The organism is Ruegeria sp. CH5, from assembly GCF_056537025.1.
In genome coordinates this window covers 100,280-125,965 of sequence record NZ_JBQFQT010000003.1, presented here as the reverse complement: position 1 = coordinate 125,965, position 25,686 = coordinate 100,280, and the positions used below count along the sequence as shown (strand labels likewise).

23 protein-coding genes are annotated in these 25,686 nt (G+C 62.4%); 7 read left to right on the top strand and 16 right to left on the bottom strand.

Going from position 1 to position 25,686, the window contains the following annotated elements:
* Position 1: 1 nt before the first annotated feature.
* The gene (locus ACR0JC_RS10935; protein ID WP_170342765.1) at positions 2-1,144 is read right to left on the bottom strand and encodes a DUF3095 domain-containing protein; all 1,143 of its coding nucleotides are present in this window, start codon (positions 1,142-1,144) and stop codon (positions 2-4) included.
* A 136-nt stretch (positions 1,145-1,280) separates the two neighbouring features.
* Here ACR0JC_RS10935 and ACR0JC_RS10930 point away from each other — a divergent pair, with 136 nt between their 5' ends.
* The 4 genes from ACR0JC_RS10930 (at position 1,281) to ACR0JC_RS10915 (ending at position 5,542) form a co-directional block, all read left to right on the top strand.
* Positions 1,281-2,453, top strand: a complete 1,173-nt coding sequence (locus ACR0JC_RS10930) for an MFS transporter (protein ID WP_170342907.1) — start codon at positions 1,281-1,283, stop codon at positions 2,451-2,453.
* 20 nt (positions 2,454-2,473) lie between these two features.
* Positions 2,474-3,505 carry a glycosyltransferase family 4 protein gene (locus tag ACR0JC_RS10925; protein ID WP_170342763.1) on the top strand — a complete coding sequence of 344 codons (1,032 nt, stop codon included), beginning with the start codon at positions 2,474-2,476 and terminating at the stop codon, positions 3,503-3,505.
* Between the two features lie 103 nt (positions 3,506-3,608).
* On the top strand, positions 3,609-4,631 hold the full coding sequence (locus ACR0JC_RS10920) for an aspartate-semialdehyde dehydrogenase (protein WP_170340798.1): 1,023 nt from the start codon (positions 3,609-3,611) through the stop codon (positions 4,629-4,631).
* Positions 4,632-5,119: 488 nt separating this feature from the next.
* The gene (locus tag ACR0JC_RS10915; RefSeq protein WP_170342760.1) at positions 5,120-5,542 is read left to right on the top strand and encodes a hypothetical protein; all 423 of its coding nucleotides are present in this window, start codon (positions 5,120-5,122) and stop codon (positions 5,540-5,542) included.
* Between the two features lie 52 nt (positions 5,543-5,594).
* Here the strand turns inward: ACR0JC_RS10915 and ACR0JC_RS10910 are convergent, their stop codons facing one another.
* The 5 genes from ACR0JC_RS10910 to ACR0JC_RS10890 form a co-directional block, all read right to left on the bottom strand.
* Positions 5,595-7,514: a DUF3604 domain-containing protein gene (locus ACR0JC_RS10910; protein ID WP_170342758.1), complete on the bottom strand. Its 1,920-nt coding sequence runs from the start codon at positions 7,512-7,514 to the stop codon at positions 5,595-5,597.
* Positions 7,515-7,678: 164 nt separating this feature from the next.
* Complete coding sequence (locus ACR0JC_RS10905; RefSeq protein ID WP_217361085.1) at positions 7,679-9,718, bottom strand: acyltransferase family protein; 2,040 nt, start codon at positions 9,716-9,718, stop codon at positions 7,679-7,681.
* Positions 9,719-9,916: 198 nt separating this feature from the next.
* Positions 9,917-10,228 carry a P-II family nitrogen regulator gene (locus ACR0JC_RS10900; RefSeq protein ID WP_093963956.1) on the bottom strand — a complete coding sequence of 104 codons (312 nt, stop codon included), beginning with the start codon at positions 10,226-10,228 and terminating at the stop codon, positions 9,917-9,919.
* Positions 10,229-10,232: 4 nt separating this feature from the next.
* The gene (locus ACR0JC_RS10895; protein WP_170342751.1) at positions 10,233-11,210 is read right to left on the bottom strand and encodes a sodium-dependent bicarbonate transport family permease; all 978 of its coding nucleotides are present in this window, start codon (positions 11,208-11,210) and stop codon (positions 10,233-10,235) included.
* Positions 11,211-11,271: 61 nt separating this feature from the next.
* On the bottom strand, positions 11,272-11,922 hold the full coding sequence (locus tag ACR0JC_RS10890) for a carbonic anhydrase (RefSeq protein ID WP_093963954.1): 651 nt from the start codon (positions 11,920-11,922) through the stop codon (positions 11,272-11,274).
* 142 nt (positions 11,923-12,064) lie between these two features.
* On the opposite strand from ACR0JC_RS10890, the gene ACR0JC_RS10885 reads away from it, so the two are divergent.
* From ACR0JC_RS10885 to ACR0JC_RS10875, 3 genes are all read left to right on the top strand, one after another.
* On the top strand, positions 12,065-12,454 hold the full coding sequence (locus ACR0JC_RS10885) for a hypothetical protein (RefSeq protein WP_170340773.1): 390 nt from the start codon (positions 12,065-12,067) through the stop codon (positions 12,452-12,454).
* A gap of 61 nt (positions 12,455-12,515) precedes the next feature.
* Positions 12,516-13,898: a leucyl aminopeptidase family protein gene (locus ACR0JC_RS10880; protein ID WP_170342748.1), complete on the top strand. Its 1,383-nt coding sequence runs from the start codon at positions 12,516-12,518 to the stop codon at positions 13,896-13,898.
* Positions 13,895-14,632: a C40 family peptidase gene (locus ACR0JC_RS10875; protein ID WP_170342746.1), complete on the top strand. Its 738-nt coding sequence runs from the start codon at positions 13,895-13,897 to the stop codon at positions 14,630-14,632. Before ACR0JC_RS10880 ends, ACR0JC_RS10875 begins: the two co-directional genes overlap by 4 nt.
* On the opposite strand, the gene ACR0JC_RS10870 is transcribed toward ACR0JC_RS10875, so the two are convergent.
* From ACR0JC_RS10870 to ACR0JC_RS10825, 10 genes are all read right to left on the bottom strand, one after another.
* The gene (locus ACR0JC_RS10870) at positions 14,629-14,979 is read right to left on the bottom strand and encodes a DUF2794 domain-containing protein (RefSeq protein ID WP_170342743.1); all 351 of its coding nucleotides are present in this window, start codon (positions 14,977-14,979) and stop codon (positions 14,629-14,631) included. The two genes, ACR0JC_RS10875 and ACR0JC_RS10870, sit on opposite strands and share 4 nt — an antisense overlap.
* Positions 14,980-15,052: 73 nt before the next feature.
* On the bottom strand, positions 15,053-16,720 hold the full coding sequence (locus tag ACR0JC_RS10865) for an ABC transporter permease (RefSeq protein WP_170342741.1): 1,668 nt from the start codon (positions 16,718-16,720) through the stop codon (positions 15,053-15,055).
* Positions 16,721-16,834: 114 nt separating this feature from the next.
* Positions 16,835-18,052, bottom strand: a complete 1,218-nt coding sequence (locus ACR0JC_RS10860) for a phenylacetate--CoA ligase family protein (protein WP_170342740.1) — start codon at positions 18,050-18,052, stop codon at positions 16,835-16,837.
* 19 nt (positions 18,053-18,071) lie between these two features.
* A complete protein-coding gene (locus ACR0JC_RS10855) occupies positions 18,072-18,905 on the bottom strand; it encodes an ABC transporter ATP-binding protein (RefSeq protein ID WP_170342738.1) in 834 nt (277 codons plus the stop codon).
* An 83-nt stretch (positions 18,906-18,988) separates the two neighbouring features.
* Complete coding sequence (locus ACR0JC_RS10850) at positions 18,989-20,272, bottom strand: ABC transporter substrate-binding protein (RefSeq protein WP_170342736.1); 1,284 nt, start codon at positions 20,270-20,272, stop codon at positions 18,989-18,991.
* 71 nt (positions 20,273-20,343) lie between these two features.
* Entirely contained in the window at positions 20,344-21,420 is a 1,077-nt protein-coding gene (locus ACR0JC_RS10845; protein ID WP_170342734.1) for a branched-chain amino acid ABC transporter permease, read from the bottom strand.
* A 3-nt stretch (positions 21,421-21,423) separates the two neighbouring features.
* Positions 21,424-21,681, bottom strand: a complete 258-nt coding sequence (locus ACR0JC_RS10840) for a hypothetical protein (RefSeq protein ID WP_170342731.1) — start codon at positions 21,679-21,681, stop codon at positions 21,424-21,426.
* A gap of 3 nt (positions 21,682-21,684) precedes the next feature.
* Positions 21,685-22,671, bottom strand: coding sequence for a branched-chain amino acid ABC transporter permease (locus tag ACR0JC_RS10835; RefSeq protein WP_170340766.1), 987 nt, complete (start codon positions 22,669-22,671; stop codon positions 21,685-21,687).
* 29 nt (positions 22,672-22,700) lie between these two features.
* Entirely contained in the window at positions 22,701-23,522 is an 822-nt protein-coding gene (locus ACR0JC_RS10830) for an ABC transporter ATP-binding protein (RefSeq protein WP_093963943.1), read from the bottom strand.
* A gap of 77 nt (positions 23,523-23,599) precedes the next feature.
* Positions 23,600-25,543 (bottom strand): AMP-binding protein, encoded by a 1,944-nt coding sequence (locus tag ACR0JC_RS10825; RefSeq protein WP_170342905.1) that lies wholly within the window; start codon positions 25,541-25,543, stop codon positions 23,600-23,602.
* Positions 25,544-25,686 lie beyond the last annotated feature (143 nt).

Sequence of the window (25,686 nt, the reverse complement as noted above, 5' to 3'; positions counted from 1 at the left end):
CTCATCCCTGCATTGCGGCGGCGGCCTGCGCATAGCCGCCCGATGCACCATCGACGAAATGTACGTGATCGTCGCGCGTGGCGGCGGGCACGAAGCAGGTCATCATCGCCTCTTGCTGGGAATGGATGCCGTATCTGATTTTGCCGCGTCCGCGCGCATCTTCCAGGGTCCGGGCGATGCGCGACAGGGTCTCGTCGTCACAATCCAGCGTCATCTTCAACCCGTCATCAAACTTGCGGAAATCCGCATTTCGGCTGACCATGTTCTTGTAGTGGCCCGGCTCAAACTCGCCCAGTCGCTTGCCTGATTTGAACAGCAGCCAAATCAGCAGGTTCTGCACAAGCAGCGCGGCCTTGCGCACGGCCAGATTGCGCCCAGCGCGCGAGACATGGGCATCCAGCGCAAGACCCGGAGGTGGCCACTTGATCGGAGGGCCGCCGGCCGGCACGGGATGGCCCGCGCGCTCCAGAGCCTCGGAGGCGGACAGAACTGATTGCGCCAGATCAGCAAAATCGCGTTCTGTCGCCTGCGCAGTGGGCTGGATGACAAGTGACACGATCTGCCCATGCCGCGCAGGGCTGTTGGACCAGCGGCAGGACAGACCGGTCAGGTCGGGCTGCGCGTCTGACCCGGCGGGCGGAACCTCGTACCGGCCAGCCTTCATCTGCGCCTCGGCCCAGGCAAGTCCGCCACCGGTGAACATGGCATAATCCACCCCCGAGGACGGCGCATAGCGCGCTACCCGCAAGTCGTGCCCCTTCGAACGCACGTCGGACACAGGAACCAAAGCCGCACGTAGCGCGATGCCGAACTCGGTTTCCGCCCAACTGCGCAGCGCGGCCAAGGTGTCGCGCGCCATGTCGGCATCGTCCTTCGGGATGGCAAATCCGGCACCGTCGCCACCAAAAACATAGGGAAAAACCCGCCCGCCCAGCGCGTTGATCATGCCTGAGATCACCGCCGCACCAACCATGTTCACCGTCTTGTAGCGACCACGCGCGATTTCGCCGGTCGAGTCCACGATATCGGCGACGCCCACGATCCAGTCATCCGGGACCGGAGTGAATTGTTCCGGATCCGACAGGGCGAGAAAATCGCGCGTAATGGGTACGCGGTCGTAGAATCCGATATCGGCGGTTTTCATTGTCCCTCCCGTTTGCTGGCCGCAATGATAGCGTAGTGCGGGGGCATTTCCCGATACTGCAACATATCACACGCGCTTGTGCATGGCATCGGGACGTGCCAAGCATCCCGGTGAGGCGGAAGGCAGGGAGACCGACATGCAGGCAGGTTTGGTGATCTTGTGTCTGGCCTATGTCCTCAGCCAGTTCTTCCGCGCGTTCCTTGCGGTTCTGACCGCCGATCTGGCGCGAGACATCGGCGCCACGCCCGAAGATCTGGCCTGGGCCTCGGGTCTGTGGTTTCTGGTCTTTGCGGCGATGCAGATCCCGGTGGGCTGGGCGCTGGACCGGGTTGGCCCCCGGCAGACGGCGGCGGTTCTGCTACTGATCGGCGGCGCGGGTGGGGCCGCGGTGTTCGCGCTGGCCGCGACGCCCCTGCATGTGGCGGTGGCGATGGCGTTGATCGGGGTCGGATGTTCGCCGGTTCTGATGGCCTCGTATTTCATCTTTGCCCGCGAATACCGGCCCGCGAAGTTCGCTACCCTGGCCGCTGTTATGCTGGGCGTGGGGTCGGTCGGCAACCTCGTGGCCTCGTACCCCACGGCGCTGGCGGTCGAGTTGATGGGCTGGCGCGCGACTCTGGCGGGGCTGGCCGCGATCTCAGGCGCCGTGGCAGTGGGCATCTGGGTCACGGTCAAAGACCCCTCGCGGGTTGTGTCCGAGCAGAAAGGGTCGGTTTTGGACCTGCTGCGCGAACCTGCGCTTTGGGCGATTTTGCCGTTGATGCTGGTGGCCTATGCACCCTCGGCCGCGTTGCGGGGACTGTGGGCCGGGCCGTACCTGCTGGACGTGTTCGGGCTGAGCGCCACCCAGATCGGGCAGGCCACGCTGGTCATGGGCGCCGCGATGATCGCGGGCACTTTTGCCTATGGCCCGCTGGACCGGCTGCTGAACACCCGAAAATGGGTGATCTTCGGCGGCAACGCGCTGGCGGTGCTGGCGCTGGGGCTGCTGGGGCTGTGGGTCGCCGAGGCCGTCTGGCTGTCGGTTCTACTGATGGCGCTGATCGGGTTTCTGGGGGCATCCTTCCCGGTGATCATGGCGCATGGGCGCGCCTTCATCCCGGCGCATCTGGTGGGGCGCGGCGTAACCCTGCTGAACCTGTTCGGGATCGGCGGCGTGGGGCTGGCGCAATTCGCCACCGGCCGCATCCATGCGGCGACGGTGGACATGGGGCCAACCGCACCCTACACAGCGATATTCGCCTTCTTTGCCGTCACGCTGACGATCGGCTGCGTGATCTACCTGTTCAGCCGTGACAGCATGGAGTGAGACCCGCAGGAGCGCGCGCCGTGAACGACCCCGTTGTTATTGCCCCAAACCTCAAACGCCGCCTGTCCGGCGTGACCGCCACGATCGCGCGGCTGGTGCCGTTGCAGGCACAGTGGATCGACATCGCAGCCACCGGCCCGGGCCTGCCTTCGGACATCCCGCACATCCCGCTGGGCCGCCTGCCCTTTCTGTCGCGCAAGACGCTGCGGGTCTGGCACGCCCGCCGCAACACCGAGATGCTGCTGGGCCTGATCCTGCGCGAACTGCTGCGGCTGCGGCTGAAACTGCTGTTCACCAGCGCCTCCCAGCGGGCGCACACGGGCTATACCAAGTGGCTGATCGGCAAGATGGACGCGGTGGTGGCCACCTCGCGAAAGACGGCCGAATACCTCGAGCGCGACGCGCAGGTGATCATGCACGGCATCAACCTGCAGGATTTCACGCCACCCGCCGACAAGGCGGGGCTGAGGACACAAATGGGCCTGCCCGACGGGCTGTTGCTGGGCTGCTATGGCCGCATCCGCCACCAGAAGGGCACCGACGCCTTCGTCGATGCGATGATCGACCTGTGCGGGCAAGTCCCCGACGTGCATGGCATCGTCATGGGCCGCGCGACCGAGAAACACAGCGCTTTCCTGACCGAACTGAAGGACAAGGTGGCCCGGGCCGGCCTGTCCGACCGCATACTGTTCAAGCCCGAGGTCACCGTGGACAAGATCGCCCAATGGTACCAGGTGCTGGATCTGTTTATCGCCCCCCAACGCTGGGAGGGGTTCGGACTGACCCCCCTCGAAGCGATGGCCTGCGGTGTGCCGGTGGTGGCCACCGATGTGGGCGCATTCTCCGAGATCGTGACCGACCCGACGCTGGGTCGGGTGGTGCCTCCGGGCGACATTCCGGCGCTGGCCGCGGCCGCGGCCGAGATGCTGGCGGACCGTGATTCCCTGGCCCGCGCAGGCCGGGCCGCCCGCGCCCATGTGGAACGGAATTTCGACATCAACGGCGAGGCGCAGGCCCTTGTTGCGCTCTATCAGCAGCTGCTGAAGGCCTGAGTCGCCGCAAAACTGCGTCATTCGGTCAATTCCGCCGCGAAGGCCCTTTTTTATTTTCTGCAACGCGGCTATGAACGCGCGTCCTTAATTCAGGAGACTAGACATGGGCTATCGCGTCGTTGTCGTCGGCGCCACGGGTAACGTGGGCCGCGAAATGCTGAACATCCTGGCTGAACGCCAGTTCCCCGTGGACGAAATTGCCGTTCTGGCAAGCCGTCGTTCCCTGGGCACCGAAGTCAGCTTTGGCGACAAGACACTCAAGACCCAGGATCTGGACACTTTCGATTTCACCGGCTGGGACATGGCGCTGTTCGCCGTGGGGTCCGCCGCGACCAAGGATTACGCCCCCAAAGCGGCAGCGGCCGGCTGCGTGGTGATCGACAACTCGTCGCTCTATCGCTACGACCCCGAGATCCCGCTGATCGTGCCCGAGTGCAACCCGCAGGCGATCCACGACTACAAGAACAAAAACATCATCGCCAACCCCAACTGCTCGACCGCGCAGATGGTGGTGGCGCTGAAGCCGCTGCATGACCGCGCCAAGATCAAGCGCGTCGTGGTCTCGACCTATCAGTCGGTCTCGGGCGCCGGCAAAGAGGGTATGGATGAGCTTTGGGATCAGACCAAGGCCGTCTACAACCCGATCAACGAGGTCGCCCCGAAGAAGTTCCAGAAGCAGATCGCCTTCAACGTCATTCCGCATATCGACGTCTTCATGGAAGACGGATCGACCAAGGAAGAGTGGAAGATGGTCGTCGAGACCAAGAAGATCGTCGACCCGTCGATCAAGGTCACCGCGACCTGTGTGCGGGTGCCGGTTTTTGTCGGGCATTCGGAATCGGTAAACATCGAGTTCGAGGAATTCCTGGACGAGGACGAGGCCCGCGACATCCTGCGCGAAGCTCCGGGCGTGATGGTGATCGACAAGCGCGAGGCCGGTGGCTATGTCACGCCGGTTGAATGCGTCGGCGATTTCGCCACCTTCATCAGCCGGATCCGTCAGGACTCAACCGTGGAAAACGGCCTAAACCTGTGGTGTGTCTCGGACAACCTGCGCAAAGGCGCGGCCCTGAATGCAGTGCAAATCGCAGAGCTGCTGGGCCGCGAGGTCCTGAAGAAGGGCTGATAGCCGGACCAGGCTGAAGCCTTAAAATCCCCGCGGCATGGGCTGCGGGGTTTTTTCATTTTTGGCAATGCGAGAAGGAAGGCGCGCCGGGTATCACCGCAGGTTCTGCCCAAGCAGAAGTAAATTCGCCAGGTGAATAGCTATTATTCACATAATCAATTTTTCATATTTCACAGCTGCTGGTATTTTTCCGCCCATTGAAGGCGCCTTCGTTTCAATCTCAGCCGAGGGGAAACGAGCCATGATTGACCAAACAGAGCCTGACCTGTCGCAGGAACCGGGGTTCGACACCGCGCGATCCCACCAGCTCTGGAACCGCTGACTAGGCCGATGTTTTTCTGGCCTTCGGTGCTCGACGCCGCACTGCTAGACGGTTCGGGCCGGGTTGGGCAGCGTGGTTTGGATGCCCGCGTCAGAACACACCTTTTTTCGGCAAACCCAGTTTTCAACGCCCCGTGCGGCTCATCGAATATTCAAAGGAGACCGTTATGACCAGATTGCCCATCTTTTTTCTGACCACCGCAGCCATATTTGCCGTTTTGGGCATGTTGTGGGGAATCCAGATGTCGGCCAGCCATGATCACACGCTGTCGCCAGCACATGGCCACCTGAACCTGATCGGGTTCGTTGCGCTGGCAGTGTTCGGATTCTACTACGCTCTGACCCCCGAGGCGGCGCGCAGCGGTCTGGCGAAACTCCACTATGGGCTGTCCGTGGCAACGGTTCTGGTGCTCGTTCCCGGGATCGTGCTGGCAATTACCGAAAGGGGCGAAACCCTTGCCCAGATCGGATCGCTTCTGGCGGTTCTGACCATGGTCCTGTTCGTGTTCATCCTGCTGCGTCACGGTTTCGGAGCGATAGACGCGGACAACCGCAGGCCGGTGGCCGGCAACCCCACCCCAGCCGAATGAACAAGACCGCCCCGCCTGCGCGAGGCGGGGCTTCGCTTCACGGAACGATTGTTTATCCCGGGGTGTACCAGATCGGCGACGTATAGGCCCGTTCGGTCGTGATCATCGGAACATAGTCCGGCATCTCGATCCCGAACCGTTTGGCCTCGTAGGCGGTCCAGCGGGGGGTCGGGATCTCGATCACACGGGCATAGTAGAACGCAGACAGGTTGGGGTCGAAATCCGGATCCTGCCACGTGGTGATCAACTCACTTGCCCCGATGGTGTTGGTCCACGTGGCGTTTTCGACATCGACGGTGTTGCCGACTTCGGGCAGCTTGCCGTTCTCGTCCAGCTGGCGATCGCCGGCCCAGACGACGTTGTAGACTTTCTCCTGCAAGGCCCCGTCAGCATCGACCCAGCCCTTGACGATCTGGATGCGATCCAGGTTGCCGGAAATCGGGTCCTTCAATGCAAAAACAAGGAAATTCGGAGCCCGTCCATCGGGAGACGCCTGCAGGTTGCCCCCCATCGGTACGCCTTTTTTGTAGCCGGCATCCGCAGGAACACGGCTTGCGGCATCCTCATCGGTGAAGTCATAGCCGCCGAAAAACCGAACCCCCATACGCGACCCCGTGGTCGCGTAGGTCTCCCTGCGCTGCATCGCGTCAAAGATCGCCTCGCGGGTGTTTTCCGTCGCCCAGACCGCACCCAGTCCACCAGCGGCCTGTTTCCAGCCATAGATCGACAGCTCTGGATCGGGTGCTTCGATTACCAGGTGTTCCCAGCGGTTCGGGCCGGGCTCGACCCCGGAATGTTTGCCGAAAAAGTTGTCTTCCTGGGCCGTTGCCATACCGGTATGCGAATCCGTCGCGCCGACCATCCCGAACTTGAACGGGTTCACACCCAGCTCCTGTTCTATCTTGAGCCCGCGCTTCAACGCCTCGCGTGCATACTCACCGGCCAGCATCTCTGGTTGCTTCAACTCGGTTCCGTTCAGATTGGCCGCGTCCCATGTGTCGAAATCTGCGAACTCATCATCGGGGCTGAGGAACGGATGCGCCTCACCATCGCCCTTGATCTGCGTCGGTTCGTACAGCGGCTCGAACCGGGCGCGCAGGCTTGCGATCTCTTGGGTCAGTGCGGATCCATCATAGGCGTTCAGAGAGAACATCCGCCCGTTCGACAGGTTGCCGTTGTGCGCGATGGCCAGGACCTCGCCGCCTGTCCGTTCCTCGTATTCGGCCAGAAAGGCCCACAGGTCCTCGGGGTTCTTGCTGTCATATTGCGAGAACGGGCGGGTCTGGTTGGCCCGGTCGCGCCCATCGCGGAACAGCACGTTCCGGTGCAGGTTGTTGGCGCCCTCGGTGGTGTATTCATAGCCGATGATGGCTGAAAAGACCCCCGGCTCGTTGAAGCTGTCCGCGAGGGCCGTGTACGCCTCCCACGCATGCTTGATGGCCTTCGGGTTGTCGATGGGCGGGACGTCATCCGACAACGAGGCGACGATCTCCATTGCCGTGTCAAACGCAAGCTGGCTGTCACCCGCCGTCAGCGCCTCGTGCCAGGCCTTGCCCTGGGGTGTCGCCAGAACCTCGGCGTCTCCGGCCAGCAGCTGCGGCATCAGCCCATACATCTCGGCATGGTCCGAGACGACCAGCCAATCGAGCGGACGGGACAGCTTGGCCCGAAGGCCGTGGGTTGTCGTGACCTCTTCGCCGCGGGCAAAGCGAAACGCCTGTTCCTGGGTCAGCCGGGTCATCGTGCCGGCATCAACCGAAACCGAAGTATGCAGATGCGAGTCTCCCCACAGCGGCCGCTGGGGAAAGTTCCGCCCCGCATAGGGAGAGAAATCATCAGGCGCCAATACGACGTCCGTGCTGTCCTGCTCGGTCTGGAACTCCTGCGCGGACACGGATGTGGCGGTCAGCGCGGCCAGACAGGCCAACGTCCACAAAGGACGTTGTGAAACGATTGCGAAAGACTTGGTCATGAAATCCCTCCCAGGTGTGTCATTTCCATTCGGTTGGTTCCGGAAATTACGGCAGCCTATCACGGATTTGGTTATTGGAATAAAATTTACTATCGACACAACCCGGACCTCGCGCTGCAGTAGTTCAGCGCGCGCTGGCGGCAGACCAATGCAGGGCTGAGGAATCACTCCCCGCTTTGGGCTAGGTCGGCGTTCTGTTGAAACTGGCTGCAGGGACGGTCATTCGCTGGGACCACCACTGCACCAGAGTCGGCTGGCCCATTAGGTTCATCCCCGAACAGGAACCATCCACCGGTGCGGCACCCAAGTTCGCGCGAACCTTCTTTCGAGAGATGGCGACCATCCCGATAGTATGCCGTCGTGCCGTCGCTGGCGCGGCACATGCCGTCAGCATCGCAGAGAATCCGATCCAGCCAGACGACTTTGTGGCGGCCCTCGAGCTGGTGCAGCATCTCTCCAACCTCAAGAAGCTCCGGCTGTATGTCCGCGAACGGATAGTCGCACAGATGCGGGTCAGCGCCTCGGAGTTCGGCATTCACCACGCAATAGCCCAGGTTTTGGCCATTCGAGGGGGGCGGAGACACGACGATCGGGGTTTTACCGGCAGACACAAGCCGTTCGAGCGTTTTTTCCAGGTTCCGCAGAACCGTCCTCTGCGGGCCTTCGGGGTCCATTGCGCCGTCAACGGCAGCAAGTCCGCCCGGCTCGAACAGGTAGTAGAACGGCGATGAGACGATGACATAGTCAATGCTGTCGGTCGAAGTGACATAATCCAGCACCTGGTCGCTGAAATCCAGACAGGCTTGCGGGGATTCTCCGGTCCGGCCGCGATCGGCAAAGGCGATACCGGCGATCGGCGCACAGAGCGACTTGGTCAGCTGGACGACCCCAAGCTCGGGATAGGCCGCGGTCAGGCCGACCACCAGATGCATGGCGAAACTGTCCCCCCAAACCGCAACCTTGGGAGACTCGGAAGTCGCACAGCTGTCCGGCACCGGCATCCGACCGTTGCATTCATTGCTCAAACCGCGGTTCGGAGCCAGGCTTTCGGTCAGCCTTGGCAGATCGAGATCGCGCAGCGCCTTGCGATCGGGTGCGCCATCGGTTGCGAAGATCGCCACTCCGACCGAGAACACCAAAGCCGATATCGCGGCGCTTCCGATGAAGATCCCCCGGCGACTGAACAGACCTTCCCTGCGACGGCGAAAGGGTTGCTCAACGAAGCGCCATGTCAAGGCGGACAGCACAAAGGCCAGCACGACAAGGCTGGTGATGGTCAGCGGCGAGGGTGCCGGAACACTCCGGATCTTGGCAAAGACCAACAACGGGTAGTGCCACAGGTAAAGGCTGTAGCTAATCAGGCCGATCCAGACCATGATCCGCGACGACAACAGCGCCCCCACCGGGTCCCGTTGGCTGGCGAAAAGGATGACCAAGACGGTTCCCAGAACGGGCACGACCGTCAGGAATGACGGGTGCGCCGTGTACCGGTCGAACATCACGTAAGACACCAGCAGCCCGGCCATGCCCAGCAGCGGCAGCACCGTCGAGAACCGCCCCTTGTCCTGCCGCGGTACGAAGGCGCATATCGCGCCGGCCAAAAGCTCCCACGCGCGGGTATAGATGAGGTAGAACCCTGCCCTCGGTTCGTTTTCCGATGTCCACTGCGCCAGCAACAGACTAGCCAAAAGCAACACCGTTAGGCCAATGATGCAGGTCCGGGTCCCTCTTCGAAACAGAAACAGCAGCAGTAGCGGAAACAGCAGGTAGAACTGTTCTTCCACCGCAAGGCTCCAGGTGTGGAGGAGCGGATGCATGTCGAATTCATCCGCGAAATAGTCCTTGTTCCGGAAGAAGAAGACGTTCGACAGGAAAACCGCGACGGATGACAGGCTTCGCGAATAGACCCTGAGATCGGCCGGCAGCATCCAGATCCACGCCAGGCAGGTCGTCACGGCCAGAACCACAAAAAGGGCCGGAAGAATCCGCCTGGCTCGCCTTTCGTAGAAATCAACGATGGACAACCGTCCGCGTTGAATATCCCCGATCAGAAGCGACGTGATCAAGTAGCCGCTGATGACGAAGAAGACATCAACACCCAGAAACCCACCGGACAGCCATGACAATCCGGCGTGGTAGAAGACCACTGGCAACACGGCAATTGCCCGAAGGCCGTCAATTTCCCTTCTGTAGGCGATGCTCAATACGGCCAACCTCAAGATGCTGGCTGAAATGCTAGCGCCCGTCCGGGTTGCCATCAACGATGTTTGTCAGTCAGCCCGCTCTGAAGGAAAATGTGTGGTTTTGCGAACAGGGGTTTGCCTGTTCGCTCCGCACATCGTGCATGGGTCCACGCCATGAATCCGGTAGTTAGGCGCGCATCCGATCCCAAGATCTCCGGGTCAGAAACGCTCGGCCCGCAGAACCTGGCAATCGGTGACGCTTACAACCCCGATATGGCGATCAAGTACGGGAAGGATCGCGCTCAGCAGCCCGTCCAAGCGGTCGGGGCGAATGATGCAGATGACCTGAACCATCCCGCTGGCGCGGCTGACCTGGCCAGAACGGCTCCATTCACCCGATCGTCCCGATCCGCCGAGCACCGGCAGGATCGTGAACCCGGTCACACCTTGATCGACCAGAGCATCCGTCAGACGGGATTTCACGATGGCTTCGATGGTGATCTCGACCCGTTTGGCATCATGTGTCTGCATCGTCTTATCCTCCGGTAACGGCCCGGGCGACCGAGACGTAGATCGGCAGGCCCAGCGCCAGGTTGAATGGGAATGTGACGCCCAAAGACAGGGTCAGATAGATGGACGGGTTCGCCTCGGGTACTGCCACGCGCATCGCCGCCGGAACCGCGATGTACGAGGCGGAGGCGCCCAACACCATCAGCAAGACCGCTCCGCCGGTGGACAGACCCAACAGGAGCGCGGCCACCAGACCGGCGCCAGCCCCGATCAGGGGCATCAGCACGCCAAAGCCAAGCAGACCCATCGTGATCAGCCCGCGCCCGGCACGCAATCCGCGCCCGGCAACGATACCCATGTCCAGCAGGAACAGGCACAGAACCCCCTTGAACGGTGCGACCACGAAGCTGCTGATTTCGGCCAGACCGTCCTCGCCCGTTATCCAGCCGATTGCAAACGACCCGACCAGAAGAACGATCGAACCATTGAGGGCAATCTCGCGCCAGAGATCCGAGTCCATCCGGCGGGCTCCGCCGCCGCGGGAGATCAGCCACAGAGCGGACAGGATCGCCGGCGCTTCCATCGCCGCGGCAACAGCCACCATGTAGCCCTCGTACATCAGGCCCTGACTTTCCAGAACCGACGTACCGGCCACGAATGTGACAATCGAGATTGAGCCGTAATGCGCTGCGACCGCGCCGGCGTTGACATGGTCCAGGTTGGTCAGCACGCGCAACAGGCCAAACGCCACCAGCGGCAGCAATGCGGACAGAATGACACCTGCAATGAGGGACAAGCCAAGCGTGGCGTCGATCCCGTGTGCGGCAACACTGACACCACCCTTGAAGCCGATCGCAAACAGCAGATAGATCGACATCGCCTTGGCGATGGCCTCGGGAATGGTCAGGTCCGATCGGGCCAATGCCGCTGACAGACCAAGCACAAAACTGAGAATGATCGGCGAGACCAGATTTTCGGCCGCCAGAGACAACAGGTTTTCCATACAGTCACCGCACCCTAATTGAACTAGCGTTCAATTAGGGTGCGTTTCTCCGATTTAAAGACTAAACCGGCAGGAATTTTTTTCCTGACGGATCATAATACTCCAGACCGCCTTCGCCGATGTCGGTCCACAAGCCGTGCAACGATATCGAGCCGTTCTGTACGGCCTCGGCCACGAACGGGAAGGTCATCAGGTTTTCGAGCGACGCGACAACCGCCTGACGCTCGAACTGGCGCGCCTGTTCGGCGGGGTCCTCGACATCGGAGACCAAATCGAATTTCGGTTTGAGGATGTCCATCCAGCGTCCGACAAAGCTCTCTTTGGCTTCCAGTTGCGGCGCTTCGCCCTTGCACATGTCGATACAGCCCTGCACCCCGCCGCATTGCGAATGTCCCAGTACGATCAGATGCGCCACTTTCAATGCCGTCACCGCATATTCGATGGTTGCACTGGTACCGTGGCGCTCGCCGTCCGGTTCGTAGGGCGGCACCAGGTTGGCAATATTGCGGTGGATAAAAAACTCGCCCTGGTCGGCCCCGAAAATCGAGGTGACATGGACCCGGCTGTCACAGCAGGAAATCACCATCGCACGCGGACGCTGTCCCTCGGTCGCCAGCCGGCGGTACCAGGCCTGGTTTTCGGAATAGGACGTGGCTTTCCAACCATGGTACCGTTTGACCAGATAGCTCGGCAGAGGTTTGGCGTGGTGCATCGCGTTTTCCCAAATTTGCAGTTCGACCGCCGATCTAACGCAAGTTCGAGCAAAATTCGAGACATTATCCCGATTGGCCGAAAGGAATTGCAAAGGTCTTTTGTGACAGGTTCGCAGATGCCGTGGGGGCAGAAAGATTGGGGTGAATGAGGTGGACAAGATCGTCACGCTTGAACAGAAGGAATCCGTGCGGCTGGATCCGGACCGGCTGAACGGGCTGTATCGGCAATTGGGTGACACGAACGCGGTCGACGTTCTGTGCCGAACGGTCGAGGAACTGGCAGTACGCCTGTCGAATTGTGAACGGCTCTGGCGTCAACGTGACTGGGCGGGGCTGCGCAAATGCGCCAAGTCTCTGGTCGCAATATCCGAACAGGTCGGCATGACGGCGCTGGCCCGAGTCGCCGGCGACGTGGCCCGGACGGTAGATGCCGGCGATGCGGTGGCGACCGGAGCCACGCTCAGCCGACTGATCCGGGTGGGAGAGCGGTCGCTGACCGCAGTATGGGATCAACAGGATCTTTCGATATGACGGGTTGCGGGCGAACAACAGGCGGCTAGTGTAGGCGGCACCAGAACAGTCCGAGGCGCCCATGTCCCTGTCCTTTGCACCTTCCGATGCTCCTGCCATTGATCTGCATGTTCTTGCGCAGGACGGGCTCGAGCCATGGTTGAAGTCTCAGCCCGATGAAACACAGGCCTGGGTGGCCGCGAACGGATTCTCCGGCGCAATCGGGCAGGTTCTGCTGGTTCCCGGACCGACGGGCGCGCCGCAATTCGCGCTGGCAGGCTATGGAACCGACACCCGGCGCGCTCGGGTACGCTTTCCGCTTGCCGCCGCCGCCGAGGTTCTGCCCGAAGGCACTTACCGGATTGCGTCCGGTTTGCCGACAGACAGAGCCGAAATCGAAGCCCTGGGCTGGTTGCTGACCGGGTACAGTTTCGACCGATATGCCGAACAGTCCGGCGCAAAAGCCCGATTGGTCGCGCCGGACGGTGTGAATGCTCCGCGGGTTGAGATCATGGCCAATGCCGAAGCTCTCACCCGTGACCTGGTCAACACTCCGACGGCCGACATGGGACCTCAGGCCCTGCAAGACGCCGTTGAAACGCTGGCGCAGGAGTACGGGGCTCGTTGTGCCGTCACCATTGGCGACACCTTGTTGGAACAGAACTTTCCCATGATCCACGCGGTAGGTCGGGCCGCTGAACAGGCTCCGCGCCTGATCGAGATGACCTGGGGCACAAGCGGTCCGAAGCTAACCTTGGTCGGCAAGGGCGTCTGCTTTGACACCGGCGGACTGAACCTGAAGCCGGGTGCCTCGATGGGGTTGATGAAAAAGGACATGGGCGGCGCGGCGAACGTGCTGGGACTGGCGCGCATGATCATGGCGCTGGATCTGCCGCTGCAATTGCGGGTGCTGATCCCGGCTGTGGAAAACGCGGTGGCGGGCAATGCGTTCCGGCCCGGCGACATCCTGACCTCACGCAAGGACCTGACGGTCGAGATCAACAACACCGATGCCGAGGGGCGGCTGGTTCTGGCCGACGCGCTGGCGCTGGCGGATGAGGGCGCGCCGGATCTGGTGGTCTCGATGGCGACGCTGACCGGCGCGGCACGGGTGGCGGTGGGGGCGGATCTGGCCCCGTTCTACACCGACGACGATGCTGCCGCGCAGGCCCTGACGCAGGCCGCCGTTCAGGCGGCTGACCCGGTCTGGCGGATGCCGTTCCACACGCCCTATGAGACGTTGATCGAGCCGGGCATCGCCGATCTCGACAACGCGCCGGCGGGCGGGTTCGCGGGGTCGATCACCGCGGCGTTGTTCCTGCGGCGGTTCGTGGAAAACAGCCGATACATGCATTTCGACATCTACTCTTGGCAAAAGGCCAAAGAGCCCGGCCGCAGCAAGGGCGGGTTGGGGCAAGGGCCGCGCGCCCTGCTGATCGCCCTGCCCGGGATGCTGGGCCTGTGAACCGCGCGCGCGTTATCCGCCCCGTCGTGGACCTGTTGCGCAGTCCGAAGGGCCCGCGTGACCGTCAGCTGCTGTATGGCGACGGCCTGGACGTCACCGAACAATCCGGCGGCTGGTGCCGGGTGGCTTCCGACAAGGATGGGTATCAAGGCTGGCTGCGCGCGGACCAGTTGGGCCCTGACGCCCCGGCCACGCATTGGATCTGGGCCCCGGCGACCCACGCCTATTCCGAACCCGACATCAAAAGCCCCGACCGTGTCAGCCTGGGCTTTGGCAGCCGGATCGTGGTGCTGTCGCAGCAGGACCGCTTTGTCGAGACCGAGCTTGGGTTCATCCCCGCAGTGCATGTCAAACCCGTCGGAACCCTGCTGAACGACCCGGTGGCCGTGGCCGAACTGTTTCTGGGAACCCCCTACCTGTGGGGCGGCAACAGCCGGTGGGGACTGGATTGTTCAGGCCTGATTCAGGCCGGGCTGCTGTCCTGCGGCGTTGCCTGCCCCGGCGACAGCGGCGACCAGGAGCGGGAGCTTGGCACGGCACTGCCCGACGGCACCCTGGCGCAGCGTGGCGATCTGTTGTTCTGGAAAGGCCATGTGGCCTGGGTGTCCGGCGACAACATGCTGCTGCATGCCAATGCACATCACATGGCGGTGGTATTTGAACCGATGGATCAGGCCATTGCCCGGATCGAGACCCAGTGCGACGGGCCAGTCACGGCGCACAAGCGGCTCTAATCCGGGTCGACCGAGCGGATCAGCTTGCGCTCTAGCACCCGCAGAACGGCGCGCAGGTCGTGCCCGCGTTTCAGGATGCGCCCGTCCATGCCCATCACCGAATACATCCCTTGCTTTGAACGCAGCCGGGGGTGTTTTTCAACACGATAGATCGGGTGCTCGGCGGTACGCCGGAAGATCGAGAATATGGCAACGTCGCGCAGATTTGATATTCCGTAGTCACGCCATTCTCCGGCGGCGACCATCCGTCCATAGACGGAGAGAATCTGTGACATCTCTTGCCGGTTGAAGGCCACCGGCATCTGGACCGGACTTGCAGGGTTCCGGCTGGGAGGCTGCATGTTCATGACTTCAGCCTTGCCGGAAAATGCGATCAGATCAAGCCTGTCACGACATGGTGTGGTATTTTTGAACCGCCCGTCAGGGCCGGCGCCCGACCTGGCGGCAGATCAGGATCACCGGCAGCAGCCCCACGGCCAGGATCACCAGCGACGGAACGGCCGCGCCCTCCAACCGTTCGTCCGAGGCCAGCCGATAGGCCTGAACCGCCAGCGTGTCAAAGTTGAAGGGCCGCATGATCAGCGTGGCCGGCAGTTCCTTCATCACGTCCACGAACACGATCAGCAGCGCCGTCAGCAGCGAGGGTGTGAGGATCGGCAGATGCACCCGCCGCAACGTGCCCAATGGCGTCTGCCCCAAAGATCGGGCAGCGGCATCCATGTTGGCATGCACCGTGCTCTGCCCACTTTCATAGGCACTCAGCGCGGCGGCCAAAAAACGCACCATGTAGGCCGCCACCAACAGCCAGATCGAGCCGGTGACCAGCAACCCGGTCGACACGCCGAAGGTCTGCCGCATCCTGGCGTCCAGCGCATTGTCGAACCCGGCAAAGGGTACGATCAGCCCGACCGCGATCACGCCGCCTGGCACGGCATAGCCCAACCGCGCCACATAAGCCGCCATGGCCGAAGCGCGCCCGGGTCTCAGCCGTTGGAAGAACCCGACGCAGACCGCGGCGCAGACGGTGATCACCGCCGCCGTTCCTGCCAGCGTCAGAGAGTTCCGAATGAACCCGAGATAGCGGGCCGAAAGCAGGTTCTGCTCGGACTCCAATCCCATCTGAGTCAGCACGATCACCGGAAGCAGAAAGCCGAACAAAACCGGAATGGCGCACATAACCCATGCCGCCACAGCCTGCCAACCGCTCAGCTGTGCAGCGGGCAATGCCGCATGGCGTTTGCCGGGTTGGTAGTATTTGGCCTTGCCCCGTTGGGTGCGCTCGGTCACGGCCATGACCAGCGCAAAGGCCAGAAGGCACAGCGCCAGCTGCGCCGCCGCGGCGCGATCGGCCATGGAAAACCAGCTGGTGTAGATGCCGGTGGCAAAGGTCTGAACCCCGAAATAGGCGACGGTGCCGAAATCGGCGATGGTTTCCATCACTGCCAGCAGCACGCCACCGGCAATCGCGGGCCGCGCCATCGGCAGCGAGACCCGCCAAAAGGCCGACCACGGGCTGCTGCCCAGCGCCCGCGCCGCCAGAAAGGCGGTGGCGCTTTGCTGCAGAAAGGCCGCGCGCGCCAACAGATAGACATAGGGGTACAGCACCAGGATCAGCATCACCGCCGCGCCCTCGGTCGAGCGGATCTCGGGGAACCAATAGTCGCGCGGGCCCCAGCCGGTCACCTGGCGCAGCGTGGTCTGAACGATGCCGGGATGATCGAGGATGAAGGTATAGGCATAGGCCAGCACATAGGCCGGAAAGGCCAGCGGCAGCACCAATGCCACCTCGAACAGGCGTACGCCGGGAAAACGGGTCATGGTGACCAGCCACGCGGCCCCGACCCCGATGGCGAAAGTTCCCACAGAAACCAATGAGACCAGGATCAGCGTGGTGGCCGCATAGCCGGGCAGGACCGTGTCCAGCAGATGCCGGATCGTGTCAGTGCCGCCGGTGACGGCCGCCAGCACCACGGCGACCATCGGTAACAGGCAGGCCGCCGCCACCAGATAGGCCAAGGCCCCGACGAACCGGGTGCCAAGGGCCCCGCGGTTGCGCGATCCATGTTCTGAGAATTCGATCTGGGCCATGGCCTCGGGTCGGCAAAGGTTGCGGTTCCCCTTTAATCGACCAAAAAACTCGGAAACGCCAGTGGGCAGGCACAGGATTCTGCGGCGCATTTGGCCGCAGAACCCCGGGCCGGATCAGTCGTAGACGCGCTGATCCTCGATCACCAGCCCGTCCTTGGGCAGCGAACCGGGCGGCACCACCTGAACCGTGCCCTTCAGCTTCAGGACCTCGGCCACCGACTTGGCATAGGTGCCATCATCGCCGCCGGGGCTTTCGATCTGCACGGTCATCGTGTCCATCTCGCCCTGCCGGGCAGCGATGACGCGGGCCTTGACGATCTCGTCATGCTTGGCGACCAGCGCGGCCACCTGTTCGGGGCGCACGAACATGCCCTTGATCTTGGTGGTCTGGTCGGCACGCCCCATCCAGCCCTTGATGCGCAGGTTGGTGCGGCCGCAGGGCGACTGCCCAGGCAGCACCGCCGACAGATCACCGGTGGCAAAGCGGATCAGCGGATAGTCGGGGTTGAGGGAGGTCACCACGACTTCGCCGACCTCGCCTTCCGCCACCGGTGTTCCGGTGCCGGGGGTCACGATTTCGACGATGACATGCTCGTCGATGATCATGCCCTCCATCGCGGCGCTTTCATAGGCGATGTTACCCAGATCGGCCGTGGCATAGCATTGCAGGCAGGAAATTCCGCGATCGGCATAGGCCTGGCGCAGGCTGGGGAACAGTGCCCCGCCGCCCACGACCGCCTTCGAGAAGTTCAGAACGACGCCCATCTCGTCGGCCTTGTCCAGGATCACCTTCAGGTAATCGGGCGTACCGGCATAGGCAGTGCAGCCCACGTCGCGGGCGGCGGTGACCTGAAGTTCGGTCTGGCCGGTGCCCGCGGGCAGCACGGCGGCGCCCACGGCACGCGCGCCGTTCTCAAAGATCATGCCCGCCGGTGTCAGGTGATAGCCAAAGCAGTTCTGCACGATATCGCCCTGGCCCACGCCCGCCGCATGCAGGAACCGGCCCATGCGCCACCAGTCGTGATCGACTCCGCCGGGTTCATAGATCGGCCCGGGTGACTGGAACACATGGGCAAAGCCATGCGCGGGTTTGACCGTAAAGCCGCCAAAGGGCGGGTGCTGACCCTGCGCTTTGGTCAGGTCGGACTTGCGCAGAACCGGCAGCTTGGGCAGATCCGCGATGGTCTGGATCGCGTCCAGATCGACATCGGCGAAATGGGCCGCGAAACCGGGCGCGGATTTCGCCCGCGCCAGCTGTTCGCGCAGACCAGTCGATTGCTCGGCAGCGCGCTGATCGGCCGAACGGGTTTCCAGAGCGTCGTAGAATGTCATCGCCAGATCCTCCATCCGCTCACAGCCACCTCTTGCGGCGACGATAGGACCGCACGTCGCGGAAGCTCTTGCGGCCTTCGTCGGACATGCCGAGGTAGAATTCCTTGACGTCCGGGTTCTCGCGCAGTTCGGCGGCTGGGCCGTCCATCACCACGCGCCCCGATTCCAGGATATATCCGTAATGGGCAAAGCGCAGCGCCACGTTGGTGTTCTGTTCGGCCAGCAGGAAAGACACGCCTTCCTGTTCGTTCAGGTCCTTCACGATGGTGAAGATCTCCTCGACCAGCTGCGGCGCAAGGCCCATCGAGGGCTCGTCCAGCAGGATCGTCTCGGGGCGGCTCATCAGCGCGCGGCCCATGGCGACCATCTGCTGTTCCCCGCCCGAGGTATAGCCTGCCTGGCTTCGGCGGCGCTCTTTCAAGCGGGGGAAATAGTTGTAGACCAGTTCAAGGTCCTGCTGGATGGCGGCCTTGCCGTCCTTGCGGGTATAGGCCCCGGTCAGCAGGTTTTCCTCGACGGTCAGATGTTCGAAACAGTGGCGGCCTTCCATCACCTGGATGACGCCCTTCTGCACCAGGTCGGCCGGATCGCTCTCGTGCACGTTCTGGCCGCGATACTTGATCGAGCCCTTGGTGACCTCGCCGCGTTCGGAATGCAGCAGGTTCGACACCGCCTTGAGCGTCGTCGTCTTGCCGGCCCCGTTGCCGCCCAGCAGCGCGGTGATCCCGCCCTTGGGCACGGTCAGGCTGACGCCCTTCAGCACGAGGATCACGTGGTTGTAGATCACCTCGATATTGTTGACCTCAAGCAGGGTTTCCGCCTGCACGTCAGTGGTTTGTGCCGCATCCAGCATCAGCGCGTGTCCTCATGCCTGCCCCGTTCGGGGCTTGTCCGGTTCGGGACGGCGGTCAGCCGCCGCCCCGGTGTTCGTGCCGCTTAGTTGCAGCCCTGTTCGATGTTGTTCTCAGCCGCGTATGCGCTCGAGTCTTCCTCGATCAGCGGGCCGATCACGTCCGTATCGGTAGCCTTGAACTCCGAAATCAGAGTCCAGGTCTTGCTGTCTGCATCCCACTGGGTCACGCCCACAAGGGCATCCCCGCCGTGGTTTTCACAGCTGACCGAGAAGGTCGGACCAAAGTTCGGCAGGCCCAGTTCGGCCATCTTCGCTTCGGTCATCTCAAGTGCTTCCATACCGTCGCGCATGTCGCCCGAGGTGATGTCAGCCTTGCCCGAGATTTCCTGTGCCTTCTTGGCGGCTTCGGCTGCCAGCATCGCAGCATAGAGGCCGCGGTTGTACAGGACCGTACCGACCTGATCACCGGCACCGGCGGCCTTGCCAGCGTCGATGACGTATTTCTGCAGGTCGTCATACAGCGGATAGTCCGAGCCGACGTTGTGGAAGGTCAGCGCCTTGTAGCCATTCGCGGCCGCACCGGCGGGCATCACGTCATGTTCAGCGCCCGACCACCAGATGCCGATGAAGTTCTCCATCGGGAACCGGATGTTCGCGGCTTCCTGGATGGCCACCTGGTTCATCACGCCCCAGCCCCACATCAGGACATAATCGGGACGATCGCGGCGGATCTGCAGCCACTGTGATTTCTGCTCCTGGCCGGGGTGGTCGACCGGCAGGGCCACCAGCTCGAAGCCGTGCTTCTTGGACAGCTCTTCCAGCGTGCGGATCGGCTCCTTGCCATAGGCCGAGTTGTGATAGACCAGCGCAATCTTCTTGCCGCTCAGATCACCGCCGTTTTCCTCGAGCAGATAGTTGATCGCACCCGAGGCACCGTCCCAGTAGTTGGCCGGGTAGTTGAACGTGTGGCTGAACACCTTGCCGTTCTTGGCCGAGGTGCGGCCATATCCCATCGTGTGCATCGGGATGTCGTCAGCCGTGGTTTTCGGGATCAGCTGATAGGTGATGCCGGTCGACAGCGGCTGATACACCAGCGCACCTTCGCCCTTGGTCGATTCATAGCATTCCACACCCTTCTCGGTGTTGTAGCCAGTTTCGCACTCGATGACCTTGGCCGGAACACCACCGATGCCGCCGTCCCGCTCGTTGAGCAGAGTGAAATAGTCCGCGTAGCCATCCGCGAAGGGGATGCCGCCCGCGGCGTAAGGCCCGGTGCGGTAGCTGAGCGACGGGAACACGAGGTCGGCCATTGCCGGACCTGCGGCCATCAGCGCACCCAGCGCCATTGTTGCCAGTTTCTTGTTCATCGGGTGTCTCCTCCCTTGGTTTGTCCGATGTTGGTTCGGGCTTTGCGCCCCTTTCTTGATTGGGCCAGTCCCTAGTGCGGGAAAGGCCAGAGTCTCAGTTTCTCCTTGGCGACGCGCCACAGCTGCGCCAGACCGTGCGGTTCTAGGATCAGGAACAGGATGATCAGCCCGCCCACGATCACCAGCTGCAGATGCGCGACGATATCGGTGGGCCAGCCCAGCATGTCCGCGCCCACGACCTTGAGCACAACCGGCAACAGGACCAGGAAGGCCGCGCCGGCAAAGGATCCGAAGATCGAGCCCAACCCGCCGATGATGACCATGAACAGCACCAGGAAGGATTTCTGGATGCCGAAGGCCTCTCCCACCTCGACCGCGCCCAGGTAGATGGCGAAGAACAGCGCGCCCGACACGCCCACGAAGAACGAGCTGACGGCAAAGGCGCTGAGCTTGGCGCGCAGCGGGTTCACACCGATGATTTCCGCGGCGATATCCATGTCGCGGATCGCCATCCAGGTGCGCCCGGTGGTGCCGCGGGTCAGGTTGCGGGCGATGATCGCGCAGGCGGTCAGGAAGATCAGGCAGAACAGATAGGTCGCCCAGGCCGGCGCGTTGGGGCCTGTGATGATGATGCCGAACACGTCACGTTCCGGCGCGTTGATCTGCCCCGAGGCCGAATAGTTGTAGAACCACGGCACCCGGTTGAACAGCCACACCAGGAAGAACTGCGCCGCCAGCGTCGCCACCGCCAGGTAGAACCCCTTGATCCGCAGGCTGGGCAGGCCGAACAGCACGCCCACGATGGCGGTGATGCCGCCGGCCAGGATCACATGGATGAACATCGACACGTCTGGAAAGGCGGTCATCAGCTTGTAGCAGGCATAGGCGCCCACGGCCATGAACCCCCCGGTACCCAGGGAAACCTGCCCGCAATACCCCACAAGGATGTTCAGGCCGATCGCCGCAATCGCATAGATCAGGAAGGGCAGCAGCAGCGCGTTGGCCCAATAGTCGTTGATGATGAACGGGATGATCCCGAACGCCACCACCAGCACCACATAATACCGATACCGGTCGAACTTGATCGGGAAAGTCTGGTTGTCGTCCCTGTAGGAGGTCTTGAAGTCTCCGGCCTCACGATAGAACATGTCTTACTTTCCCCATTGTTCCTGCGCCCGGTTGCGGGCTTCGGCGTCCAGTTGGTTGGACCGTTTGGCATATCCGCTCGCCTCTGAGGCGCGCACCAGTTTCATGTAGGCCAGAACACCCATCACCAGCCCGACAAAGGCCAATAGCGCGGCCACGGTCAGCTGATTGGCGGTCAGATCGTTCGAGGTCAGGGCGATGTACCCAAAGGCCCAGAACCCCGCCCACGCGATCACGTTGATGATGGCGATCAGCTTGGTCATGGCCTACACCCTCTCGATGATCTTCTCGCCGAACAGGCCCTGCGGCCGGAACACAAGGAAGATCAGCGCCAGAACATAGGCAAACCAGTTCTCGGTCGCGCCACCCACCAGCGGGCCCACGGCGAACTCGAACAGCTTCTCGCCCACGCCGATGATCAGCCCGCCGACGATGGCACCGGGGATCGAGGTAAACCCGCCCAGCATCAGCACCGGCAGCGCCTTGAGCGCGATCAGCGACAGCGAGAACTGCACGCCCGATTTGGTGCCCCACATGATGCCCGCGACCAGCGCCACGAACCCCGCCACCGACCAGACCATGATCCAGATGAAGTTCAGCGAGATGCCCACCGACAGCGCGGCCTGGTGGTCGTCGGCCACGGCCCGCATGGCGCGGCCCTGTTTGGTGTACTGGCTGAACGCGACCAATGCCGCCACCAGAAGCGCCGCGATGACCGTCGCCACGATGTCCAGGTTGTCGATGAAGAAGCCGTAGCCGAAGATGTTGTAGGTGGTCTCGTCGATCCACAGGTTGATGCCCTGCGGAAGACCCACGTCCAGCGTCTTGATCTCGGATCCCCACATCAGGTCGGCCACGCCTTCCAGGAAATAGGCCAGGCCGATCGTGGCCATGAACAAGATGATTGGCTCCTGCCCCACAAGGTGGCGCATGACAAAGCGCTGCACCGCCCAGGCCAGCAGGACCATCACGCCCATCGTCAGCAGAATGGCCAGCAGCGCCGGCACATTCCAGCCGAAGTAGTGAATATGCGTACCGAAGATCGCGTTGATCAGATGGGAGAACGGCACTTGCCCGTTCATGATCCCCACCAGCGTCATCGCCGCAAACAGGGCCATAACCCCTTGGGCATAATTGAAGATCCCCGACGCCTTGTAGATCAGCACAAAGCCCAGCGCGACCAGCGCATACAGCACCCCGGCCATGAGGCCGTTCAGAAAGACCTCCATCGCGAAAATCAACTGATCAGGCATATGCGCCTCCCCTCAATTCTGTGCGGAGCTCAGTCATGGCTGACCCCCAGATAGGCGTCGATGACTTCCTGGTTGTTGCGCACCTCGTCGGGCGTGCCGTCCCCGATCTTCTTGCCGTAATCCATCACGACCACGCGGTCGCTCAGGTCCATCACCACGCCCATGTCATGTTCGATCAGGGCGATGGTCGTGCCGAACTCGTCGTTCACATCCAGGATAAAGCGGCTCATGTCCTCTTTTTCTTCGACGTTCATGCCGGCCATCGGCTCGTCCAGCAGCAGCAGCTTGGGTTCGGCGGCCAGCGCGCGGGCCAGTTCGACGCGCTTCTTCAGGCCATAGGGCAGCCGCGCCACAGGCGTCTTGCGGATGTGCTGGATTTCCAGAAAGTCGATGATCTTCTCGACCGCCTCGCGGTTTTCCACCTCTTCCGCCTCGGCCTTGCCGCGCCAGATCGCCTGCTGCAGAATGTTTGTCTTCATGAAGTTCAGGCGGCCGGTCATCACGTTGTCCAGAACGCTCATGCCTTCGAACAGGGCGATGTTCTGAAAGGTCCGCGCGATGCCCTGTCGGGCCACCTCATAGGGTTTCATCTGCGGGCGTTTCGCCCCGTGGAACCAGACCTCGCCCTCCTGCGGGATGTAGAAGCCGGAAATCACGTTCAGCATCGAGGACTTGCCGGCACCGTTGGGCCCGATGATCGCGCGGATCTCGCCCTGGCGGATGTCGAACGAGATGTCCTTAATCGCCACCACGCCGCCGAACCGCAGGGTGATGTTCTTCATCTCCATCACCACGCCGCCGATCTTGCGGCCATCCTCAGTGACATATCCGTCGTCGGATGCATCCAGCATCGTCTACTCCTCAAACTGCGGGTGAACGGGACGGCGGGCGGGGCGATGGCCGCAGGCCGAGCGGCGCACGACCGGCCTCATTCCGCGGCCACCTTCTGATGCGACACCGGCACGACCGGCACGTCGACGATCTGCAACGTGGCGCTGATCGATCCCTTGCGCCCGTCCTCATAGGTCACCTCGGTCGTGGTCGAGACCGTCTCGGACCCGTCATAAAGCGCGGCGATGATGTCGGCGTATTTGTCCTCGACGAACTTGCGGCGCACCTTTCGGGTGCGGGTGATCTCGCCATCGTCGGGGTCCAGTTCCTTGTGCAGCACCACGAACCGGTGCACCTGGCAGCCTGACAGCATCTCGTCGGCGGCAACCGACTTGTTGACCTCTTCCACATGGCTGCGGATCGTCTCCAGCACCCGCGGATGGCCCGCCAGTTCCTGGTACGAGGCATAGGCGATGTTGTTGCGCTCGGCCCAGTTGCCCACCGCCGTCAGGTCGATGTTGATGAAGGCCACGCAGCGTTCGCGGCCATTGCCGAACAGCACCACTTCGAGGATGTCGGGATAGAACTTCAGCTTGTTCTCGACATATTTCGGCGCGAACATCGAGCCGTCAGCCATCTTGCCCACGTCCTTGGCGCGGTCGATGATCCGCAGATGGCCGCTGCTTTCCTCGATGAACCCCGCGTCGCCCGTGGCTACCCAGCCCTCGGGGTCCTTGGTCGAGGCGGTGGATTCGGGGTTCTTGAAGTATTCAACGAACACGCCGGGCGAGCGATAGAAGATCTCGCCATTCTCGGCGATCTTCAGCTCGACATCGGGCGCAGGCACACCGACGGTATCGGCGCGCACCTCGCCGTCGGGCTGGACGGTGATAAACACCGTCGCCTCGGTCTGACCATAAAGCTGCTTCAGGTTGATCCCCAGCGAGCGGTAGAAATCGAAAATTTCGGGCCCGATCGCCTCGCCCGCGGTGTATCCGACACGGAAACGGCCATAGCCCAGCGTGTCTTTGAGCGGTCCGTAAACCAGCACATTTCCGATCGCGTATTTCAGGCGATCCATTAGTCCGACCGGGTGGCCGTCCAGGATGCGCCCGCCGACCTTTTTGGCGTGATCCATGAAATAGCGGAACATCCGCTGCTTCATCGGGCTGGCATCCTCCATCCGGATCATCACGTTGGTCAGCTGGGTCTCAAACACGCGCGGCGGCGCGAAGAAATAGGTCGGCCCGATCTCGCGCAGGTCGGTCATCATCGTGTCAGCGCTTTCGGGGCAGTTCACGCAGAACCCGCACCAATAGGCCTGACCGACCGAAAAGATGAAATCGCCCACCCAGGCCATCGGCAGATAGGACAGGATATCCTCGTTCCGGGTCAGGTGGTCAAACTCGGCCGAGTTCTTTGCGCTTTCGATCACGTTGCGGTTCGACAGAACCACGCCCTTGGGCTTGCCCGTGGTGCCCGAGGTGTAGAGCATCACGCAGGTGTCGTCATAGGTGATCTCGGCGATGCGGCGGTCCAGCTCGGCATCGAACCGGTGGTGCCCGGCGCGCCCCTCAGCCATGATGTCGCTCAGCGCGTTCATCTGGCTGTGGTCGTATTTCCGCATGCCGCGCTTGTCGGTGTACAGGATGTGCTTGACCTGGTGCAGGTCCTGCTGGATCTCGATGACCTTGTCGACCTGTTCTTGGTCGCCGCAGACCACGTATTTCGCGCCGCAGTGTTCCAGCACATAGGCCATCTCTTCTGCAACCGAGTCCTGATACAGCGGCACCGGCACCGCGCCCACCATCTGGGCCGCGACCATCGACCAGTAATGCGCCGGGCGGTTGCGCCCGATCACGGCGATATGGTCGCCCTTTTCAACGCCAAGCTCCAGGAACCCCAGCGCCAGCGCACGGATCTCGGCGGCCGTTTCCGCCCAGGTCCAGCACTGCCAGATCCCGAATTCCTTTTCGCGGTAGGCCGGGGCATCCCCGAACTGCGTCGCATTGCGGTGTAGCAGCGCCGGAAGGGAGTGCATCCCCTCGGCGCCCGACTGCGTCTGAGCCAATTCTATCTCTCCTCCCCATCCGGCCCCGGGTTGGGCCGGAACGACGTCGCCGGGTCAGACCCGCGCGCCGCTGCCCCGATTAAGGACAAGGAGGACGATCAGCGTCAACTTTT

Coding starts and splice junctions, on each gene's coding strand:
- ACR0JC_RS10930 (WP_170342907.1), top strand. CDS start 1,281: ATGCAGGCAGGTTTGGTGATCTTGTGTCTGGCCTATGTCCTCAGCCAG.
- ACR0JC_RS10870 (WP_170342743.1), bottom strand. CDS start 14,979: ATGAACATGCAGCCTCCCAGCCGGAACCCTGCAAGTCCGGTCCAGATG.
- ACR0JC_RS10845 (WP_170342734.1), bottom strand. CDS start 21,420: ATGTTCTATCGTGAGGCCGGAGACTTCAAGACCTCCTACAGGGACGAC.
- ACR0JC_RS10910 (WP_170342758.1), bottom strand. CDS start 7,514: ATGACCAAGTCTTTCGCAATCGTTTCACAACGTCCTTTGTGGACGTTG.
- ACR0JC_RS10900 (WP_093963956.1), bottom strand. CDS start 10,228: ATGCAGACACATGATGCCAAACGGGTCGAGATCACCATCGAAGCCATC.
- ACR0JC_RS10855 (WP_170342738.1), bottom strand. CDS start 18,905: ATGCTGGATGCGGCACAAACCACTGACGTGCAGGCGGAAACCCTGCTT.
- ACR0JC_RS10895 (WP_170342751.1), bottom strand. CDS start 11,210: ATGGAAAACCTGTTGTCTCTGGCGGCCGAAAATCTGGTCTCGCCGATC.
- ACR0JC_RS10915 (WP_170342760.1), top strand. CDS start 5,120: ATGACCAGATTGCCCATCTTTTTTCTGACCACCGCAGCCATATTTGCC.
- ACR0JC_RS10890 (WP_093963954.1), bottom strand. CDS start 11,922: ATGCACCACGCCAAACCTCTGCCGAGCTATCTGGTCAAACGGTACCAT.
- ACR0JC_RS10865 (WP_170342741.1), bottom strand. CDS start 16,720: ATGGCCCAGATCGAATTCTCAGAACATGGATCGCGCAACCGCGGGGCC.
- ACR0JC_RS10835 (WP_170340766.1), bottom strand. CDS start 22,671: ATGCCTGATCAGTTGATTTTCGCGATGGAGGTCTTTCTGAACGGCCTC.
- ACR0JC_RS10850 (WP_170342736.1), bottom strand. CDS start 20,272: ATGAACAAGAAACTGGCAACAATGGCGCTGGGTGCGCTGATGGCCGCA.
- ACR0JC_RS10830 (WP_093963943.1), bottom strand. CDS start 23,522: ATGCTGGATGCATCCGACGACGGATATGTCACTGAGGATGGCCGCAAG.
- ACR0JC_RS10935 (WP_170342765.1), bottom strand. CDS start 1,144: ATGAAAACCGCCGATATCGGATTCTACGACCGCGTACCCATTACGCGC.
- ACR0JC_RS10920 (WP_170340798.1), top strand. CDS start 3,609: ATGGGCTATCGCGTCGTTGTCGTCGGCGCCACGGGTAACGTGGGCCGC.
- ACR0JC_RS10825 (WP_170342905.1), bottom strand. CDS start 25,543: ATGCACTCCCTTCCGGCGCTGCTACACCGCAATGCGACGCAGTTCGGG.
- ACR0JC_RS10880 (WP_170342748.1), top strand. CDS start 12,516: ATGTCCCTGTCCTTTGCACCTTCCGATGCTCCTGCCATTGATCTGCAT.
- ACR0JC_RS10860 (WP_170342740.1), bottom strand. CDS start 18,052: ATGACATTCTACGACGCTCTGGAAACCCGTTCGGCCGATCAGCGCGCT.
- ACR0JC_RS10840 (WP_170342731.1), bottom strand. CDS start 21,681: ATGACCAAGCTGATCGCCATCATCAACGTGATCGCGTGGGCGGGGTTC.